17 protein-coding genes and 1 pseudogene are annotated in these 21,028 nt (G+C 39.7%); 6 read left to right on the forward strand and 12 right to left on the reverse strand.

Translation table 11 applies throughout. The annotated features are described in order from the left end of the window. Window positions 1–888 precede the first annotated feature (888 nt). The 4 genes from V7K79_RS18985 to V7K79_RS19000 all read left to right on the forward strand — a co-directional run bounded on the left by V7K79_RS18985 (window position 889) and on the right by V7K79_RS19000 (window position 8,356). Window positions 889–3,693 (forward strand): family 10 glycosylhydrolase, encoded by a 2,805-nt coding sequence (locus tag V7K79_RS18985; protein WP_335049546.1) that lies wholly within the window; start codon window positions 889–891, stop codon window positions 3,691–3,693. Between the two features lie 1,387 nt (window positions 3,694–5,080). Beyond that, entirely contained in the window at window positions 5,081–6,277 is a 1,197-nt protein-coding gene (locus V7K79_RS18990; protein ID WP_335049547.1) for an EAL domain-containing response regulator, read from the forward strand. A 173-nt stretch (window positions 6,278–6,450) separates the two neighbouring features. Then, entirely contained in the window at window positions 6,451–7,794 is a 1,344-nt protein-coding gene (locus V7K79_RS18995; RefSeq protein ID WP_335049548.1) for a PQQ-dependent sugar dehydrogenase, read from the forward strand. 175 nt (window positions 7,795–7,969) lie between these two features. Next, entirely contained in the window at window positions 7,970–8,356 is a 387-nt protein-coding gene (locus V7K79_RS19000) for a phosphomannose isomerase type II C-terminal cupin domain (protein ID WP_335049549.1), read from the forward strand. Between the two features lie 78 nt (window positions 8,357–8,434). Here V7K79_RS19000 and V7K79_RS19005 read toward each other — a convergent pair whose 3' ends face one another. The 10 genes from V7K79_RS19005 to V7K79_RS19050 all read right to left on the reverse strand — a co-directional run bounded on the left by V7K79_RS19005 (window position 8,435) and on the right by V7K79_RS19050 (window position 16,786). Next, entirely contained in the window at window positions 8,435–9,190 is a 756-nt protein-coding gene (locus tag V7K79_RS19005) for a HEAT repeat domain-containing protein (protein ID WP_335049550.1), read from the reverse strand. A 177-nt stretch (window positions 9,191–9,367) separates the two neighbouring features. After that, window positions 9,368–9,901 (reverse strand): GNAT family N-acetyltransferase, encoded by a 534-nt coding sequence (locus V7K79_RS19010; RefSeq protein WP_335049551.1) that lies wholly within the window; start codon window positions 9,899–9,901, stop codon window positions 9,368–9,370. A 155-nt stretch (window positions 9,902–10,056) separates the two neighbouring features. Then, a complete protein-coding gene (locus V7K79_RS19015; RefSeq protein WP_335049552.1) occupies window positions 10,057–10,245 on the reverse strand; it encodes a hypothetical protein in 189 nt (62 codons plus the stop codon). A 161-nt stretch (window positions 10,246–10,406) separates the two neighbouring features. Next, entirely contained in the window at window positions 10,407–10,829 is a 423-nt protein-coding gene (locus V7K79_RS19020) for an ABC transporter permease (RefSeq protein ID WP_335049553.1), read from the reverse strand. After that, window positions 10,814–12,115, reverse strand: coding sequence for an AmpG family muropeptide MFS transporter (locus tag V7K79_RS19025; protein ID WP_335049554.1), 1,302 nt, complete (start codon window positions 12,113–12,115; stop codon window positions 10,814–10,816). The genes V7K79_RS19020 and V7K79_RS19025 overlap by 16 nt, the downstream gene beginning before the upstream one ends. A gap of 143 nt (window positions 12,116–12,258) precedes the next feature. Then, window positions 12,259–13,716 carry a DNA phosphorothioation-associated putative methyltransferase gene (locus tag V7K79_RS19030; protein WP_335049555.1) on the reverse strand — a complete coding sequence of 486 codons (1,458 nt, stop codon included), beginning with the start codon at window positions 13,714–13,716 and terminating at the stop codon, window positions 12,259–12,261. Between the two features lie 51 nt (window positions 13,717–13,767). Next, on the reverse strand, window positions 13,768–14,154 hold the full coding sequence (gene dndE / locus V7K79_RS19035) for a DNA sulfur modification protein DndE (RefSeq protein WP_335049556.1): 387 nt from the start codon (window positions 14,152–14,154) through the stop codon (window positions 13,768–13,770). A 30-nt stretch (window positions 14,155–14,184) separates the two neighbouring features. After that, a complete protein-coding gene (locus V7K79_RS19040) occupies window positions 14,185–14,403 on the reverse strand; it encodes a type II toxin-antitoxin system PemK/MazF family toxin (protein WP_335049564.1) in 219 nt (72 codons plus the stop codon). 27 nt (window positions 14,404–14,430) lie between these two features. Next, a complete protein-coding gene (gene dndD / locus V7K79_RS19045; protein ID WP_335049557.1) occupies window positions 14,431–16,419 on the reverse strand; it encodes a DNA sulfur modification protein DndD in 1,989 nt (662 codons plus the stop codon). Window positions 16,420–16,531: 112 nt separating this feature from the next. Continuing rightward, window positions 16,532–16,786: a hypothetical protein gene (locus V7K79_RS19050; protein WP_335049558.1), complete on the reverse strand. Its 255-nt coding sequence runs from the start codon at window positions 16,784–16,786 to the stop codon at window positions 16,532–16,534. A 121-nt stretch (window positions 16,787–16,907) separates the two neighbouring features. Between V7K79_RS19050 and V7K79_RS19055 the strand changes: the two genes are divergently transcribed. After that, window positions 16,908–17,153, forward strand: a complete 246-nt coding sequence (locus V7K79_RS19055) for a helix-turn-helix domain-containing protein (RefSeq protein ID WP_335049559.1) — start codon at window positions 16,908–16,910, stop codon at window positions 17,151–17,153. Here the strand turns inward: V7K79_RS19055 and dndC are convergent. Beyond that, window positions 17,150–18,817 (reverse strand): DNA phosphorothioation system sulfurtransferase DndC, encoded by a 1,668-nt coding sequence (dndC, locus tag V7K79_RS19060; RefSeq protein WP_335049560.1) that lies wholly within the window; start codon window positions 18,815–18,817, stop codon window positions 17,150–17,152. The genes V7K79_RS19055 and dndC overlap by 4 nt on opposite strands. 202 nt (window positions 18,818–19,019) lie before the next feature. Here dndC and V7K79_RS19065 point away from each other — a divergent pair, with 202 nt between their 5' ends. Continuing rightward, window positions 19,020–20,618, forward strand: coding sequence for a DGQHR domain-containing protein (locus V7K79_RS19065; RefSeq protein ID WP_335049561.1), 1,599 nt, complete (start codon window positions 19,020–19,022; stop codon window positions 20,616–20,618). On the opposite strand, the pseudogene V7K79_RS19070 reads toward V7K79_RS19065, so the two are convergent. Continuing rightward, window positions 20,619–20,936, reverse strand: a pseudogene (locus V7K79_RS19070) (HNH endonuclease); the annotation flags it as partial. Between the last annotated feature and the right edge of the window lie 92 nt (window positions 20,937–21,028).

Genomic DNA, 21,028 nt, shown 5'->3' on the forward strand with positions numbered 1-21,028 from the left:
ACCGTAACTATGACTTTTAATTTTTTTATATGAATCAAATATTATACCAATTCAATTAACGATTGCAACACATCTTCGGGTCAAGATGCGATTCATAGCGTCTCTACAAATGGTTTATTTATCGCATTCTTTTTTCAAATTGGTATTAGATAAACGTCGGAAAAATGATTATTAGCTTAATTATAGCTATCCTAATTATTTCTTAGCTTCATATCTATCTCTAAATCCTGTTATTAAAACTAGATATCCCTATTTATAAAGGTAACTATCAAAGATATTAATTAGACTGATTGTACAAATAAAAAAGCTGCCCTAATTCCCAAATTGTTTACCCAAAACTAGAAGAAATGGAACCAATTTAAGCATCCCTTTTCCAAAGTTAATAAATGGATTTAGGGTTAGAGCCTTTGATTCATACAATCTATCCTAGTACCGTTATAAGAAACACTAATATTACTTTTTTAACTTACAAAAATTATGAAAAACAGATAATTAAAATAAAATTGGCATTTTTTCTTTTGAGTTTAACTGAAATCTTTCTACAATTATGCAAACATCTATGCAAAACTTTCTCAAAAGCTAGTTATCGATGAGATTCACAATGTAATAGCAAACAATTGATATAGAATCGATTCTGGCAATTTGAGTATCCATCTTGGCATTTTTTACTGGTTTTGATAGGCTAGATTAATGAAAGTCATTCACTAAGTACTTTTACTAAAAGCTTATAGAAATCCTATTTGATTTTTTAAAAGCCAAATATTAGCTTTACTAATCAGGGTGAGAGTCTCAGTAACCTTACCAGGAATCAAACTAGAGTCTTATATTGTGTACTAATGAATTCTGACTAATAACTAAATTAATTAATAATAAAATGAGGAGTCACTAGTGAAGCATCAGGAAAACCGAAAAAATATAAATTTAAAAATTAAAGAACCTAGAAAATTATTTATTTTAAGTTGTGAAATTGTAGTTTTCAATTTTTTGAGTATTTTGCCAGTAACGGCGGCGACTGAAGAACCTGTATTGAGCGTAGTCTATGGTCAAGAAAATGCAAATCAATGGAGAGGGATAAGCGATCGCTTACAAACAATAGGGATGAAATATTGTGTAATCTCCCTAAGTGATGTCAAGAGTGGAGCAGATTGGGGCGATCGCCGGGTCTTATTTTTGCCAAACGTCGAGACATTAACACCAACTCAAGCGATCGCTCTAGAAGATTGGATGAGTAGGGGAGGGCGTTTGATTGCTAGTGGGCCTGTAGGTAGTTTGTCATCGCCAGGAGTACGGCAGTTATTGCGATCGCTTTTGGGAGGTTATTGGGGATTCAGCCTTAGCGATACAGAACAGATTCAAGCTGCAAAAACCAGGATTCCAGAATGGACAAATCAAACTGGACTCTTTGGTAAAGTGCGCGGCGGCGTTGTGATTCCTAACGATATGGGCACTGAATCTCCTGTTGTTTGGAATTCTAAAGAGAATCCGGCCGCAGTAGTCACAACTGAGCGTTCTACCTTTTTAGGCTGGCGCTGGGGAACAGATACAGCCTCACCAGCCGAGTTGGATAATGCCTGGTTAAAAACTACTATCAATCACTATTTGACAGCACTAGCGCCATCAAATCGCGCCAAAAAAATACCAGGAGGTTCCCAAAGCTGCTCTACGACTGTGGCAGCTGCACCCTTAGTGCAGGGAAGTAGAGAGGCAGAGGGGCAAAGGGGTAATTCATCTTCCTTATCTCCCTCATTCACTCCTCCTAAAACTGCCACTGCTCCCATACCTAGACCGCAACCTATGGTCAAACCCCCAAATTCTCAGGAGGCTATTGACCAATTGGAACAAGCGGTGCGTTTGGATGTTGCACCCAACTCCAATGAGCCGATTGATCGCAATCAAGCGATCGCTCTCCAGCAAGAACTAGAAAATCTAATTGGTCGGGTGGAAAGCGCTCATTTAGCAGTGTTAGCCGATGCGGCTAATGTTGGTGAAGCCATATCTGAAGAAAAGCAGTCTTCTAGGCATTTGAACACTTATACCCCTCAATCTCTCAAAGAGCAGCCAATACAATTGGCCTCAACCAAACTGGGGGCGCTAGCTATGAGTAACGAGCAAGCTTTGGCACAGGTAAGGGTAATTGCCAAAAATTTACCGCAATTGATTGCTCAGAAAAACTATGCTCTAGCTCGTCAGCAATGGCTGGCCGCTAAAACGACTTTGTGGCAGCAGTTTCCTGTCGATCAAAGACTGGCTCAACCAGAAATTCGCGCAGTTTGGTTAGATCGGGGGACGATTGTTCGTGCTGGTAGTAAGGCGGGACTAGCCCAGATTTTTGATCGCCTCGCCCAAGCCGGGATTAATACCGTCTTTTTTGAAACTGTTAACGCTGGCTATACAATTTATCCGAGCCAAGTCGCAAAAGAACAAAACCCATTAATTCGTGGGTGGAATCCATTGGAAGAAGCGGTGAAACTAGCCCATGAGCGAGACATGGAATTACACGCTTGGGTATGGACTTTTGCTGCTGGCAATCAACGTCATAATGAAATTCTCAACCTTAATCCTAATTATCCAGGGCCAGTACTAGCAGCTCATCCCGATTGGGCAAACTACGATAACCTTGGCAACATGATTCCCGTCGGTCAGACTAAGCCATTCTTCGATCCAGCCAACCCGGAAGTGCGGCAGTACTTGCTCAAACTATATGAGGAAATTGTCACTAAATATAACGTGGATGGTCTACAGCTAGACTACATTCGCTATCCTTTCCAAGACCCATCAGCAGGTCGAACTTATGGCTATGGGAAAGCTGCAAGAGCGCAATTTCAGAAACTTACTGGTGTAGATCCGGTGAATATTTCTCCTAGCCAAGCAGACTTGTGGCAAAAATGGACAACATTTCGCACCCAGCAAGTTGATAGCTTTGTTGCTCAAGTATCACAGCAGTTGCGACAAAAGCAACCGAATTTGATTTTGTCGGTTGCAGTATTTCCTTTGCCAGAAATAGAGCGGATTCAGAAAATTCAGCAAAATTGGGAAACTTGGGCAAGGCGGGGGGATGTAGATTTAATTGTTCCCATGACTTATGCTTTGGATACTTCTCGGTTTCAACGACTGGCCCAACCCTGGATTGCCTCGAAACAATTAGGAGCTACCTTGTTAGTGCCGGGAATTCGCTTGCTTTCTTTGCCAACAATCGGAGCATTCGATCAACTCCAGTTGGTAAGGGACTTGCCAGTTAGTGGTTATGCACTATTTGCCGCAGAGAATTTTAGCAACGATCTCCAAAAACTCTTTAGTAGCACCCAAGGTAGAAGTCAATCTAGAACAAGTGAACCAATTCCTCAACGCCAGCCTTTTCAAACTGCTGCTATCCGTTACACCGCCCTACAACGGGAATGGAAATTTGTTTTCCAAAATGACCAACTCCAGAGGTCTGCTGAGAAAATTTCAGATTTTAACAATCAGGCAGAAGTTTTACGCAGTGCTTTAAATCAGCTTGCGGCTTCCCCTTCTGCCAATAAGTTACTTGTAGCAAAAGCCTCTCTAACTCGGTTCCAGTCTCAATTTAGAGTATTGATGAGCCAAGAACTTAAGTCGAATTCCTATCAAGTCAAAGTTTGGGAAAATCGCCTCGTAACTATAGAAAGGCTATTACGTTATGGCGAACGGCGGGTGCAGTTACGTCCTTTGTAAAGAGGTAGAGGGGCGAGAAGCAGGGGGACAAAGGAAAATTAATTATTAAAGAATTTTCTTCCTTGTCCCCCTTGTTTCTTTCCAATACCCAACTAGCTATATATAAGCTAGATTGTAATTCTTGACACATTTTTTGTAGTGTTTGTATCCCAAATATTACCACTTATTTAGCATCAAAATATTGGAAGATATTTAGATAACTATTATTTGATGATAGCTATTGTTAAAATCTATGCAAGCCTTACCTCAGCTCATTTGGCTACAAAGCTTAGAGTTAATAATTGACTGTTTGTCACTGATAATTGTGTCAAAAACATCACTATTAAATTAGATGCTATGTCTATAGCTAGCTACGCTTATGCACTAATGTAGCATCGGGTAAAAGTATCTTGTTTTTTTCATCTTCGCAGCTAGTAAGGTACTTCACTAAGCATGACACAGTGAAACTTGTAGCTTCTGTAACTAGTTGTGAAAACAGCCAATATTTTTGAAGTTATGTATACCTTATTCATGATATTAAATGTATCAAGATTTGGTAAATAGCCTCAGTGCTATTATGTATACATTAGCAGCAATTATAACCAGTAATATTTATAGATAACCAAGATAATATTGTCAGTAATATTACTCCTGATAGTATCAATCAAGCACTAGCACAAGAAACAGAGAAAACTAGATGTAATCTAGTATTGGTTCCTTTGAGGTACAATATCATATTCTCGCAGAGAGACAGTTACTCAAGTCCCAATAGTTACTGGTACGCGTTATAGTACGTAAAGCTACGACAGGCAAATACACTCACTTCATTGAAGTTTATGAAAAAGATTTGGACTTATACCGTCAGTCTAATAGGGTCATGCATACCAATACGCCTAAATATCACATAATCATGGGTCATTGTTGGTCAATTAGAAGCGAAAAAATTAGAGTATAAACCAACATTTTTTAATTTGGTTGAATATACCCAACAATAGTCAGAACAAATACAAATGAATCTAGGCTATTGATGCTTGATTTTTTTCACCAGTCAATATAAATTTGTAACCTGCTGCATTGATTAAAAACTTTTAGCACACATTTTGTTTGACTAACTTGTTTTAAAACTAGATTATTTTTTCAGATGATAGTATTTTCAAGTTTAATTTACTTATTCAATATAGACGTTACCTAGTTAAAATTTCAAATGGGAAAACTTTTACTTTTTAATAATATATAGAATGTTTTACTGAATTATTTTAAGTGAATATACTAGAGAGATAATTAAAAATAGTAGTTTTAAAAAAATATGTCTGCTAATTAAAAATATATATTATAAACATTGCTATTTTTATAATATATATTATTGGATTATACCGTTAAACAATACAATATAAAAATGAGGTAATTTATGCCAAAAATATTAATAATAGAAGATGAAGAAGCAGTCCGGGAAAATATTTTAGATTTGCTAGAAGCTGAGGATTTTCAAACTATTGCTGCGGCTAATGGCAGAATCGGGATAAATTTGGCCATTTCTGAAGTTCCTGATTTAATTCTTTGTGATATGATGATGCCAGAAATTGACGGTTATGGCGTGCTAACAGCATTACGTCAAGATCCATCAACGGCAACAATTCCCTTCATCTTTCTCACTGCCAAATCTGCCAAATCTGACTTCCGCCAAGGTATGGATATGGGTGCAGATGACTATATAACTAAGCCATTTACTCGTGCTGAGTTATTAAGTGCCATCATGAACAGGTTGGAAAAATACAATACTTTAAAAAGGTATTTATCTCCTCAGACTATAATTAATAACTTGTCTCCAAAAATGCAGTTGTTAGAAATTAGCTTACACCGAGCTATCAAACAACATAATTTTCAAGAATTTGAAATTTATTATCAACCAATAGTTGATATTGCATCTGGCAAAATAGTAGGTGCTGAAAGTTTATTGCGCTGGCAAAGTCCAGAACTAGGAATGATTTATCCAACAGAATTTATTCCGTTGGCAGAGTCTACAGGTTTAATTGTTCCGATTGGAAAATGGGTATTAAAAAGGGTATGTCAACAAATTAAAAGCTGGCGTGATGCCGGAATTCGTTCCTTGATTGTTGCTGTAAATCTGTCAGTAATTGAATTTAATCAACCAAATTTTATTCAAAATGTAGTCAATTGTATATCTGTCAATAATTTGGAACCAGATGACTTAGAACTAGAACTTACTGAAAGTATGATTATGCAAGATGTAAATAGTGCGATCGCTACTATGAGCAAATTGCAATCCTTGGGTGTAAAAATTGCGATCGATGATTTTGGCACGGGTTATTCTTCTTTAATTTATCTGAAAAACTTACCAATTAATACATTAAAAATAGACCGCTATTTTATCCATAATGTTGCTACTGATCTACAGAAGTCAGCCATAACTAAGGCATTAATTCAAATGGCTCATAATCTCAATCTAGATGTAGTTGCTGAAGGTGTAGAAACGGAAGTAGAACTGGATTTTCTACGTCAATACAACTGTAACTCTATGCAAGGGTTTCTATTGAGTCGTCCCTTACCAGCAGCAGAATTTGAAGATTTTTTGTTTACTAACTAAATACTTATATATGTAAATATAGGAAATTTGTATTGATAATAGAATTTAGTCACTAATACTTTATTTTTGAATTATTAAGAGGTTGAGTAATTAAGAAATATCAAACTTTTGACAGGTGACAATTATTAAGTCTCAAGTCTAGAGTAAGGAAGTTGTGTATCGTCTCTACAACTATGAAATTCCCTGCGCGTTTCTTGCTGCTAGTTTTTTTAATGACTTTGGCAGTAGCCTGTAACCAGACTCGCGCTAACTCAGATAATCCTACACCTCAAAAATCTGTACCCTCTACCCAACTACCACAGAATCCTACAAAGCCAAAAAATATTGTCCGTACTGAAGCAATTTCACCTACACCCATCCGAATCAATCTGAAGAATTTGCCAGCACCCTTCGCAACAGAAAGTGCCTCTAAGCAGCCTGAAGTTGTGCCAATTCCCCAAAATTCAGTGCTGCGTGTACCACCAGGCTTCACAGTAAATGTCTTTGCTGAAGGTTTAGATGCCCCACGCTGGCTAGCTTTAACCCCCAATGGTGATGTTTTGGTAACTGAAACCGGACAAAATCGCATCCGTCTGTTGCATGACAGCAATGCTGATGGTGTGGCCGACGTTCGAGAAACCTTTGCTAGTAGGGACAACGGACTCAATAGACCCTTTGGGATGGCTTTTGCAGGTAATTCCTTTTTTCTGGGGAATACAGATGCTGTGGTGCGTTTTCCTTATACTCAAGGTCAAAAAAAGATTACAGGTAAAGGGGAAAAAATTGCCGAGTTGCCTTCTCAAGGTTATAACAATCATTGGACGCGCAATGTCGTTGTCTCACCCGATCGCAATAAATTATATATTTCAGTTGGATCGGGAACCAATGTAGATGAAGAACCTTTACCACGGGCTTCGATACAAGTGATGAATCTAGATGGTTCCCAACAACAAACTTTCGCTTCCGGTTTGCGTAATCCTGTTGGTTTAGACTTTCATCCTGTCACTAAAGAACTTTACGCCACTGTCAACGAACGGGATGGAATTGGTGATGATTTGGTGCCAGACTATCTGACACGCGTTAAACAGAAAGCATTTTATGGCTGGCCCTATGCTTATCTAACACCAAACAACCTCGATCCGCGCCAAAAGACAGATGACAAAAGTAAACGTCCCGATTTGGTAGCCCGGACTCAAACGCCTGATGTGCTGTTCCAGGCGCACTCAGCAGCATTGGGCTTGCAGTTTTATGATGGTAAAACGTTTCCAAAAAAATACCAAAATGGTGCTTTTGCGGCTTTTCGTGGTTCTTGGAATCGCGATCGCGGCACTGGTTATAAAATTGTATTTGTTCCCTTCGATGCTAAAGGGCGATCGCTTGGCTACTACGAAGACTTTCTCACCGGATTTTTGCTAAATCCTTCTGTACCAACTACTTGGGGAAGACCTGTAGGTTTACTCGTGTTGCCAGATGGCAGTTTACTACTGACAGAAGAAGCCAATAATCGGATTTATCGGATTCAATATACGGGAGAGTAAACAATTCAAAATTAATAAATTCGGGGATAGAATCTGTTAGCGGCGGTCAAATTAGAGCAGTTGTGATTATTTATAGAAAGTTAAGATATTGTGACTGTATCTTTCTACCCATATTTATCTTGTTTAGAGTAAATTACTGATAAATACTAATACTTATCTAGTTGAGAAATTGATTATGACTCCCAATGAAAATAATACTCAGTCAAATATCAACGAATTGTCTGTACATTCAGGTACACGATATTGGGGTGAGGTAGAGGTAATCGAAGAGGGAGAAACTTATAGAATTAGTCGTGTGGAAATCAAGCCCAGGCACGGCATTAAACCACAAATTCATTATCACCGCAATGAACATTGGGTTGTAGTTTCCGGTGTGGCAAAGGTAACTTGTGGTGATGCGGAAATATTACTCAATCGAAACGAATCAACTTATGTCCCCGCAGCAACTTTACATAAAGTAGAAAATCCTGGGCATATACCGCTAATTATTTTAGAAATTCAAAATGGTGAATATTTGGGTGAGGATGATACTGAGCGCCCTTATGACTTAAATTTGGTTTAATCTGTAGCTGAAGGACAGTAAGGGCTGGGGGGACAAGGGGACAAGGAGAATGACTGATGCCTAATGCCCAATATTTAATTAAAACCATCCTTCTTGTTCTAAGGTTTCAATCAGCTGCAAACCACGGGGATCGCCCACCCCTAATAATGAGGCTTTGGCGTCTTCCCGGACTCCCAAATCTTCGTCTTCGGCAAAAGCTTGAATTAGAGCATCGATCGCTGTGGCATAAACTACATTTGAAGGTAGTTCGCGGCACAGTTGACCAATTGCCCAAGCACTGTTACTTCGCACAGCTGCTACGGGATCTTGGACTAAGGCTTCGATTAATGGTGGTATTGCCCCTATAACTGCTTCATAACCCACCTCTGCCATCTGTGCTAAGGCGCTAGCAGCCCACAAACGCACTGCGGAAATGTCGGTTCTTAAAGCGTCTGCCAAAGGTGCTAAGGAACGGCGATCGCGACAGTTTCCTAAAGCCCAAACAACACCTTTACGCACATAGCCATTCCAATCACTGTTGAGTTGAGCAATTAATGGACTCACTGCCTCTGAACTGGGATTACGTCCGATGCCATAAGCTGCACTTACCCGCACTAAGGGACAGGTATCAGTTAACAGACGAATCAGATGGGGAGTAGCACGTGCATCTTCTATATCACAAAAAGCACGTGCTGCTAACATTCGTTGCTGGGGCTGGGGATTTTCCAGCAAGGCTAGCATTATTTCTGGATCGGGCTTTGCCACAACTGATTCGCCAGTTAGCGGCTCTATTTTATCTAAGGGGCTTTCTAGCTCCTCGATATCGAGTATGCTTAGATCGTGTTCGTCATACATAATTTCATTTCAATCCCGAAAAGGGATTAACACATAATCCCCCACGCCAATAAGTTAAAGCTTTATATATAATATTAGTTGGGTTCTTATACATTTTCCCTTCTTCCTGGTTGAGTTTTATCTCAACGAGAATCTCTATAACTTAGACGCTACAGTATATTATTGCTATCCTTAAGTTTATTTTTCTGTACTCAGGAATTTTACCATCCAGATGGATTGGGTTTGATAACCTAACTGATTGTAAAGATTCAATGCGGGTTTGTTTGATTGAAACACTTGCAGGCCAATTTGGCGATCGCCTCTTTGAATAGCCCAATTTTCCACATATCGCATCAAGGCTGTACCAATACCCCGTCGCCGATGTTCCGGTACAACGTAGAGGATAAAGATGTGAGCATGACGATACCCATGTACTTGATCTATAGCATTGCCTACCCATAGGCAAGCGATGGGGGAAAGAGGGACAAAGGAGAAAGATTCTTTATTACTCCCTTGCTCCCCTGCTTCCCTGCTCCCCTGCTCCCCCTCCTCTTCTACCCACCACAGAGGTGTATTGCTAGAAAAGTATTGCTTAACTGTTTGCTCTAAATGGGAAAAATCTTCATTGGGAAATAAATCCTGGTAAGTTCGCTGCATGAATTTAAGCAGCAGCGATCGCTCCAAAAGGGAGCCACGGCGAATAATATATCCAGGTGATAGTTGTTCAGACACTACTGATGTTTATTGACCGAATAATTACTAATTCGTAATTAATGGTACAAGCCCCTTAATTTATTGATGCATAAAAACAAATTTTTTTCCTTGTTTCAAGCCCCGGTATTCATCCGTGGGTTAACAATTACGAATTACGAATTATGGTGACTTAGCTAGCTTGCGTTATGTGCTGCTGGAGGTAAATCAGTTGTAGTAGGTTGAGAAGTTACCTTTACCTCTTCAATTGGTGCGGGTGCTGCCATATCGGACGGTAAAAAGATCCGAGCGCTGACTGCAACTAGGGCAAAAACAAACACTAGTACTACAAGCAGTGGAGCGATGTATTGACGAAAAATAGCCATATTTTAATTGCAAGAAGCTAGGAACTTTTATGAGAACCTAGCTGAAGATTTGTAAAGTATTCTTGATTTATTTTAGCAATTTTCTGTGCATGAAAATCGGGAATGGTGCATTGGGCATGGGGATTGAATCTTCAATTTTGAATTTTGAATTGATTTCTCCTCTACTCCCGTTGGCGATCGCTCTCCAAGTCATCAAGTACTCTTTCGCAATACCAATTCTCCGGCATCCCAGGATAAGTCTCTTTTGCTTGTTGAATTAACCGTTCGGCAGCAGCAGTGTCACCAGATAATTTAGCAATTAGCCTGTTTTTGAGATAGCTATCAGATAAACCCTCCTCAACCTGGGTTGGTATCCCTTGATTAATGGTTGATGGAGTTGATGGCCGGGACTGCTCTCTTCGCAATTGCCAAAATAAAACGTAATAAAGCGTACCAAAAATTAAAATTAGGCTGAGTGTTCCGAAAAAAGTTAAGAGGTTAAATGCTAGAAATCCTAAAACTAACTGTGAGAGAACATACCCAAGTAATAAACCAGTGAGTAAGAGGATGAATGTGCCGACAGCAATAACTACTTGATTCCCCATATATCCTCGTCTTCATTCTCTAATCCTGGTCTGGATAATACTACCACTGGCTTTGGATTCCAAGGTGCAAAGAATGGCAATAATAATAATCCCGGTAAAGCAGCTATTGCTGTCAGTAGAAAGAATGTAGACCAGCCGGTGGTTTGTGCCCATGTACCTGCTGGAGCCGTGAGAATATCTCTACTAAAAGCCTGCAAACTGGAAAGTAAGGCGTACTGTGTAGCTGAAAAGCTTTGGTTACAAAGACTCATCAAAAATGCTACAAAAGCAGCCGTTTCTAAACCGGCACAGAATTGTTCTATATTAACGGCAGCTAACATTAGATAGAAGTTTTTACCTACTACTGCTAATGCAAAGAAAGCCAAGTTGCCGACGGCTTGCATGATAGCGAATATCCAGAGCGCTCGATTAACACCAATTTTGGTCATTACTGCTCCTGCTGCCAAAGTGCCAACAATAGTAGCGAAAATTCCTAGCGCACCAGGAAATGCGATATCGGTTTGAGTAAAATGTAAGCCTTTATCTAACAAAAATGGCGTGGATACATTCTTCAGTAAAGAATCCCCCAATTTGTAGATTACAATAAATACCAAGATTAAAAGCGCTTGTAGCCAGCCATGACGCTGAAAAAATTCAATAAAGGGTAATTTGACGGCGGCAGATAAAGTCTGAGGCGGGCGATCGCGTAAGACTGGTTCTGGTGCAAAAATAGAAGTTACCAGTCCTACGAGCATCAGCAGCGACATCAACAAGTAAACAGCTTGCCAAGGCATTCTGTCTGCCAAAAATAGGGTGACATAACCCGTTACGAGAATGGCAATGCGATAACCCAATAAATAAATAGATGCTCCAGCACCTCTTTCTTCTACTTCCACTACATCAGTGCGGTAAGCATCAACTAAAATATCTTGGCTGGCGCTAAAAAAGGCAACGGCCACAGCAGCAATTATTAAAGGTTGTAGCCCTTGGGATGGGTGTTGTAGAGCCATGACAGCTATACTTAATAGTAATGCTACCTGTGTAATTACCAGCCAACCTCGACGCCGCCCCAAAAAAGGCGGTACAAATCTATCTAGTAAAGGCGACCAGAGAAATTTTAAAGAATAGGGCAGCTTGACTAAACTAAAAGCGGCGATCGCTGCCAAACTGATTCCTTCTTTGGTCAACCATGCTTGTAATGTTTGACTGGTTAGATATAACGGCAACCCTGATGAAAAGCCAAGAAACAACAAAGCTCCCATCTTCGGGCTACCAAAAATTCGTAGCAGCGATTTATTTACTTGCACAATCTTGAAGATTCCTTTTTATTTAATTGAATTGCAGTTATCTTGCCATAACTACTGTTTAATTTCGTATAAGCACACAAACCTGCTAAGATTTAATTTATTTAAGATACATATCAGCAATACTCTAACAGTGTGATTATTCCTTAACTTTCCTGAATTGGATAAACCTGATGTCCCCTGATTTCTACTCTGTGTAGAGCAAGGCATTTTTCCCAACCTTCACGCATACCAATGTCGCTTTTTCGGTTAAGCAGCCCTAATTCCTGTTCTTGTTGAGTGAGTTTAGCAAATTCTTCGTAATAAGGGTAATTGCTGGTAACAAATGTTTCCTTACGGTGTAAAATCGGCGGATTTGTCCTAGTTTCGTAGTCTCGATGAGTTATAAAGAGGGTTTTTAAATCAATACCGATACTGGCTTTTAATGCCGGATGCGGATCGGTGTCGAATTGCGGGTAAGACAGATAGGATATTTGCGGCTTCTCTGTGTGATATTTGATTAATGTGGCTTCATCGACACGCCCAATGGTACGGCTAGCGCAACCTTCACAAATTCGGAGTATGGGATCAAGTGCAGCAAGTGCGGAAATATGGACGTAAAGCGCACCACGCGTATGTTTACCAATTTTGCTTTTTTCGCAAGCAGTCTGAATTACCCCAGCTTTACCTAAACTGAAAAGTTTTTGATCGGCTACAAGGCACGCTTCTTCATAGCTACTAAAAAAGGCTTTAATATCGTGACGCATTTCTGGCGCTAGCTTTTGCCATGCAGGACGTTTATCAAAGTGGGTGAGGGCTAGATAAACTTGGATATCTAGAGAACGACGGTAAGCGATCGCATCCCATTCTTCTTCATTAGTAGCTTGCAAAACTACACCAAAAGCGCGGCGAAAGTTACCAAATTTGCTCAGTAATTCCTGTTCATTTTCTAATTCGCCTTTTACAGGTAATCTACCGCGTTTGGTAAAAAAAGCCATTAAAGGTTGCAGTTGTTCTTGATAGTCTTCAAACCGCTTAACGGGGATGCGGACTCGCGGTGTAGAAGTTGCAGAAAAGAAGCGGATAGCTTTGTAACTTTCTTTTTGAGCTTCATCTCGAAAAACAAAGTAGACACCTAAAGCGATTGGTACTGCATCGACATTTAGCACCTCATCAATATAAGTTTTGAGTTCTTCTTGTTCGTAATATTTCTGAAAAGTATTGCGGCGCGTCACAATGCCATCATTGTAAGCAAGTTGAGTTTTGCTAGGAGCGTTAATTAAAATTTGAGCCGCGACAATTAAAACTTTCCCGGTGAGTTCCCAAGCTTGGCGAAGGCTTTGACGGCGTTCTTCAGAGTCTTCGATGACGTTGAGAATATAGCCCAAGTTGACCACATCGGCGGGGGTGCGTGGGACATCGGGATAGTAGTAAGGGTCCCAGCCTGCACTGGTGTAACCTAAGTTTTTTACTCGCTGGACATCACCACCATAGCCGCAACCGTAATCAAAAAAACTGGTATCTTGATTCAGGATTGCCCATTCTATTGCCAATCGCACGGGGCGAGATAAATCAGTACGAGCGATCGCAGCTCTATGACGCTCGATTTCTAGCGCTTCAGGCATAATATTATTTGTCAGTTAACAGTGAACAGTTAACAGTCAACTAATATCCTTTCAATTTTTAACCGCCAGTTCAATTAAATCTTCAATTTTCTTGATATTTGGATCGCCTGCTAAGTAACCAATACCGCGATGCAAATGTAAGCGAAATTGGGTGGCGAGGGTTTCTTTGTCGGTGGGATAGCCGTCATTGTGACAGCGTTGTTTGAGGGCGAGGAGGAGAATATCAGACATTTCGCCGCCAAAGACGCGCCAAGTCATTTCGACGTTGCTATCCTGGGGAATTGGGACGGGGGATGGTGCGGTTGGTTCTGCTAGGGAACGACAAAATGCCCAACGGCATAGGATATTCCATTGGTCGATTTTGGTGCTGCGTCTGAGTTTGGTAAGTTGGTCTTTGGCTGTTTGGGATAGTTTTATTCTTTCAATGGGCGATTCCATAATCTTCCTAAAAATTGAGGTAGTTTTCGCTCATAAACCCAAACAGTAGCGAACCCCAGTTTCAACTTCAAGCATCTTGAAGTCAGAAATCTTGCCAACTGGGTCAGCAGAAAAGCGATTTGGATCTAAAGAACGAATTTGAAAACATAAAAACACTGTTTCTATAGACAATCCACTGTCACTTGTAGAGACTCGTATATTAGTTGGATAATCACGCTTAATATTTGTTCCTTTCGTACCGACAACTATAGTTACAACTAAAGGTGCTTATATCTACTACCAAAAATATTGATTTTTTATGACTGTTGTTTGACGGGTGAAGGAGTCATATTTTAGCAGATATTCACCGGCGATCGCTTCGTTTTCTCGCAGTGTTTCAACTTCTTTCTTGCCAATCTCAGTATCCGTAGATAACAAAATTACTTGGTGACTGGCGGATGGAAAGTAACGCTCAACTAAGTTACTGCGGTGAGAGGAATCTAGTCTACCTAGTGGTGTATCGATTGCTACTGGTAAACGGTGTCCAGAGATTTTTGCTAGTCCCCAGAGGAAGGCGATCGCTAGTAGTTGTTTTTCGCCAGCCGAGAGGCGATGTTTAGGGACTGGTTTACCATTGAAATCATACAAGTAAAGTCCAAAAGTATTGCTATCAATGGCGATGCGATGCACTAAGTCTGATTTGTGCAGGAGATAAAGGAAGCAATTTTTAACTTCTTCCTCTAATTTATTGAGCTTTCTGAGGGTTAGTTTTTCCCGGAAAATCTTGAGCGTTTCTTGAACTTTAGCTGCTGAGGTAATAATATGATCTTTATTTTTATGCTCAATATTTTCTACAGTATATTCTTGTAATTCTTTTTTGGTCTTATCAAGGGCAGTTGCTAACTCAGCTAACTTCTGGCGAGTTATCTCATAATTTACTTTAGCTTCAGAAACTTGATTTTGCGCTTCATCCACAGCTTCGCGCAGCTTTTTATAAGCTTCTGGTTCTGCTGCTGTTTGTACTTGTCTTGCTAAATTAATAATTTCTTCTTCTAAATTTTTGAGAACATTTAATTTTTCTTTGGTAGTATTTAAAGCATTTTGCAAATAATATCTGACATTATCTAATTGACTCAAACTTTCCTCATCAGCTAATAACCAAGGTGATTCTGATTTGGAGTAGCTTGTATACAAACTATCAATATCTTTAGCTAAAAAAGAGTTAATTTTATCAACTTTGTCAGAAGCGATCGCTAATTCACTTAGCCAGTTTAGTAAGCGTTTGTCTCGTTCAAGTAAAACATCTCTAGCTAACTGTACCTGTTGATAGCGAAATTCATTTGTTCCCTGTGCTTGTACCTGACTTAGTAAATTAGAAATTAGCTCTAAAGGTAACACATCAGCAGCTAATTCACACATTGACTGCCGAATATTTTCTGCTGCGGCAATTTTCTCTTTTTGTTGTTGTTCTAGTTGATTGCGTTCAGCAGCGATTTTACCCCCATCCGAAACGAATTTATCTAAGACTTCTCCCTGTATAGTTTCTAATTCTTCAAGTTGATTTTTGAAATGGGCTAATTTTTCTTCTATAACTAAATAATCTTCTTGCTGCTGCCTTAACCTTTTTTCAATTTCTTCTATATTAGCTAAATCTTTAGTGTCAGCCATTTCTTTACGTTTGCGGTTGACTAAAATCTCCAAATCAACTGCTAATCGGTCAGATAATTCTAGTCCTAAAAGTCCGCGAATAGCTTCAATTACAATTAGTGGTGGTGATTCTTGTTCTGCAAGGTTTCTTACTTGTTCACCATCAAAGAGAAATAAATTAGAAATTCCTAATGGCAGCAGATTTTCTATATAGTCATCCCAGGTATTCACCAAAGAATCAACAGGCCAAGTATCATCATCACCTAAAATTCCCAAAGAATCTTTACCATCTTTAGGATTTTTTTCCCAAGTTCTGACAATTCGATATTTTACTGGTTTATCATCTTCGATGTGTTCAAAAACTAATTCAATCCGGGTTTTGTCAGCAGGGTTAGCTTTACTATTAACACATTGGTTCAGAAAATCGCTATAACTCAAATTACCACGGGTAGAACATTGAGCGCGATGACCATAAAGAGCTAGACGAATAGCATCCATCAGCGTAGTTTTTCCCCCGCCATTCATCCCACCTAAAAGGATAATTGGGCGCGGATTTTTATCTTTTCTTGGGTCAAGATTGATTACTTGTCTTCCAGAGTAAGGGCCAAAGTTTTGTAGTACAAGTTCAAGAAATATCATTGATATTTAAGAATAAAATATATGGCCAATGAAATTCACCCAATATTATCCCGTTATTTTTATAGGGTGTGCATTGCCCACCCTACCATATTTTTTACTAGTCGAATTACAGTCATGTTGTCATAATGTGCCTAGTTAAAATACTCATGACTTCTCCGGGGTTGGGACTAGGTAATAAAGGACTCCATTCATTAACTTGAGCAAAACCCAGCTTGTAAAGGGTGAAAATTGTGTTGTTAACACCTGTTTTAGAACCATAAATTACTACTTTTACAGACTCTCTCCTTGGTGTTGTTTCTTGAGATTCGTTGGCGCAAATAAGCGGCGAGGTGGTTGAAAAGGTATCTGCCAAAAAGCTTTTAGTCATTAAAACTCACATATTTTACTAGAGATATTTATGTCCCGTATACGGGACATAAATATCTTACACCTTTTGTCGCTTATACGGGACATTTACTTGTTTAAAAGCCTTTGACACAATCAGAAGCATGGGAAAAGCAGGAAAAGCGCTGAAACAGGTATTAGAGACACATGGTATTAGCCAAAATAAGTTAGCAGTGACAATGGGAACTGGACGCTCAAATGTTAATCGCTGGGTAAATGAGATAATGGACCCTGTAGCGGAAGGGGTGCTAGAAATTCGGGATGCACTGAAGAAAATTAATCCAGCCGCAGCAGAAGAGTTTATCAGGCTGTACTTGGGAGATGCTGACGAAGATGAACAGCAAACTTAAAGCTTCGTCTCTCTATTTTTAAATTTTATATTTGCCCAAGTCTTAGCCTCATCAGCAGATTGTGTAGTATTGGTTACGTCAGCTTGTGCATTTGTGACGACAAAATCTGCTAAAGTTAGCTGCTTGACCTTTTCAATATCACCTTGTTCAGCTGCTGTTTTCAAATCCCGTTTCAAATGAGCATTTTTCACTGCTTCATCTTTAGAACGCGAACTAGTAATAAAGCATTTTTCTAATGTGTCGTAGATTCCCACGCGCCGCGACATTTTACGAAATTGGCGTTCTGTGTCTAACAATTTTGCCATGAGTTCCAAGTGCATCGCGTCACCTTCACAGATTTCTTCTAATACAGCCCATTCATCGCTACCTAATAAGCTAAGGTCAGCACCAGGACGGGGGTCTTGAAATTCTTCGCCAGTCACTTCTTGATAAATGCGGGGTAAACTATCATCAAATTCGTGTTTGTCTTCTAACCAAATGCGGCGAATTTCGCTCATTTCTTCGAGAGTAATTAGGGTGATGTCGCGCATATTTTCTGGCGCTGTGCGACGGGTTTTTGTTTGCGCTTCTAATAACCGTCTGAGCCAATGTTCCCGCCAATATTTAGTATAAGGGCCATGAATTGGTTCAATAGAGGCTTCACCATCTACATGACGCTCAAAAAGTTGGACTTCTCCCCAGATGCGACGAAAGTCTCTTTTCTCACGGTCATCTCTATTATCTAATTCATTACGGATATTTAATAGAGGCAGCATCCATTCTTTCTCTTCATCATTTTGAATCATTGCCTCCATTGATTTATCCTTACTAACAATTGTGCAAACCCAGCACCCAAATCGAGAATCACCACAGCTAGCAGTAGAAGTATCAACAACTAGAGGACATTCATTATCTGCTGTTGCACCTCGATACATGGTGAATAAATCTTTGTTGCTATATTCCCAAGGGTTTTGCCACTGATTTAGGTAAATCCAAACTTCATCAGTACGCCAATCTTCAATGGGGCTATAAATTAAAGAATTAGGCAAGCTTGGGCTATGGTAAAGCAGAGATGTAGATGAACTTGAATCAGAAATGAGGCGAGCTTTTAGGCTACCTGCTTGATGTTTTTCCATTGAGATAGCACGTTTGATACTTTCAGCCTTGCGCGTACCTAAAACAAGAATAACTTCCCCACTTACTCTAACCACATCACGGATAAAGCGGTTAGAAGGATGAATTTTCAGACGGTCTGTACACCAACGAAATTTCCCTCGCGGCGTTGGATAACCTTTACCAATCAAGCTTACCCAGAATGTCTCTTTGATTTCTGGTTGTAATAAATGGGGTTCAATGGGCATTTTCTGTTCTTTTGCAGTAACCCTCATCCTTTCTAAGGATTTGCGTACCCAAACAGAGACTACAGGGTTTTCTACTAATGTGTCAGTTGTAATAACATGAATAGTCTTTTTTCGCTTTTCAGCTGGTAGTGCTGCGATCGCATTCCAGATAAGCTGTAAAGTAGCAGTACTATCTTTTCCGCCCGAATAGCCCACCACCCAAGGTATCTCATCTAAACAATACAATTCTTGAATTTCAGTGGTGAGAACTTGGATATAGTCCACTAACTCTGCTACAGTACGTGCTTGCTGCTCTTTATTTTCTGGTTGTTGTGCTGTAGTCATTTCTCCTTCTCTCTGGAAACACTGGCGTAATATCTGGCGAATAGCAAATAGAATTCACGGCTATACAGACAAGATGTGAAGCCGCTTCCCTTCTGGAAGCCTCCTCTGAGAGTTTAAAAAAAGTTTTTAAAAACTTTACCACTAATATCCAATTTTTTGGATAATTAAACGACATAATCTTATTCTGTTTTTAAAATTTAACATGAAAGATAGTACGTCTGACCTAACTTCTGACATTGCTAGAGAATACTTGGAACGGGAAAACAAGGAAAAACAGGTACTAGCTTTACTCCTAGAGAAGTTTTTAGGAAGAAAAGATAAGATTCTCGTTCAAAAAACTGAGATGGGTGGTACTGAGGCTTATGTTAGCTCTGTTACACTGGAATGGTTTGCAGGTCGGGTTCACTTTGCCTCTGGCTTACCTCTGTTTCAAAAAAAGTACAATCCAAAAACAGATAACATTGAGATTGACGCGGATAGTATTGATGAAATTCAGCAGCGTCCCCTTGATTGGTCACGTCAAGCGCCGCTAGTCCAGTATTTAGCAGCTCGACACAACCACAAGTTTCCGCCAGTGCTGGTAGTAATAAATCAACCGTGGGTGGATAATCCCAAAGCTGCTGAGTGGGATAGTGAAGGACGCGCCACAAAATCTACTACTGATTTCATCCCTCTAGATAAAGACGGTAAGGTAGGTCTGCTAAATATTTCTGAGGATGATGTGACTATTTATGCCTTGGATGGTCAACACCGATTAATGGGTGTACAGGGATTGATGGAGTTAATCAAAACTCGTAAACTCCAGCGCTATAAAAAAGATAAAGGTGCTGATGACAGTTTTATTACAGTCAATGATTTGATAGAAAAGTACCAAGTAGACCTTGCTTACTTGCAAAATTTACCCAAGGAAAAAATCGGTATTGAGTTCATCTGTGCGGTAGCGCCTGGGGAAACTCGCACCCAGGCTAGGCTGAGGGTGAGATCGATTTTTGTTCATGTCAACCTGATGGCTGCACCATTGACTAAAGGTCAGCTAACACAGTTGAATGAAGATGATGGTTTTGCGATCGTTGCTAGAAAAATTGCAGTTACACATCCACTATTAGAACAACGACAAGAGCGTAATCCCCGTGTTAATTGGAATAGTGCAACAGTAGCCTCCAATTCTACAGTTTTGACGACTTTGCAAGCTCTGCAAGATATGTCTGAGCGATATTTGGCTCAAAAGTTCCCCCACTGGAAACCCTTAGAAAAAGGTTTAATTCCCATGCGTCCAGAGGATGAAGAACTTGAGCAAGGAATTGAGGAATTCAGAAAGCTATTTGATTATTTAGCTAGTCTTTCCAGTTATAAAATTTTAGAACACGAGGATACACCAGCTTTACGACGCTTCAGCTTTGAGAAGGATGGAGGTGAAGGAAATATGCTTTTCCGTCCAGTTGCTCAAGTTGCATTAGCGCAAGCTTTGGGAATTTTGGTATTTAAAAAAGGTTTTTCTCTGGTAGATATTTTTAAGAAGCTGAGGAAGTTTGACCAGCAAGGCGGCTTTAGTGGTATGGAATATCCGCAATCTCTCTGGTATGGGGTTTTGTATGACCCGAATAAAAAGCGGGTGCAAGTTGCTGGACGAGATTTGGCGGCGAAGTTATTGGTTTATATCCTGGGTGGAATTCAGGAACAGATGGAACGTGCTGAACTTCGTAAGGCTTTGGCAGATGCCAGAACTGTGGAAGATAAAACAATAGGTTTTGATGGTGAGTTTGTTCAACCGAAAGCCGTAGGACTTCCATCTGTCCTGTAATTATGCTTGAAATATATTTTGGCGATGCCATTGCAGCGCTTCCAGTTCTGGAAAGTATTGTTTTGTATTTGGTAGAAGTATTGTTTCACCATGAAAATCTTTCATAGTTTTAGTATGGGGAGATGCTTCTTCCAAATCATTACTAACTATAATTTTGTATTGCTCATCTACAGCAAACCAACCCCTATCAAATGCCCAATGATGATTTTTGCAAAGAGCAATTCCATTATTAATTTTATTATCATAAAACTGTGAGAATGGCTTTATGTGTGCGCCATCCACAATATTTTGATTTACTTTTTTAGTTACTTTTAGTCCAATACGGTTCAGTTAAGGCTATGCAGTGCTTGAAACAACAAACACAGGAGGATTAGTTCTTGTTCCAGTACCTCTGTGTTTAACTTTTTTAG

The sequence above is a fragment of the Nostoc sp. genome, assembly GCF_036917575.1.
GTDB lineage: Bacteria > Cyanobacteriota > Cyanobacteriia > Cyanobacteriales > Nostocaceae > Nostoc.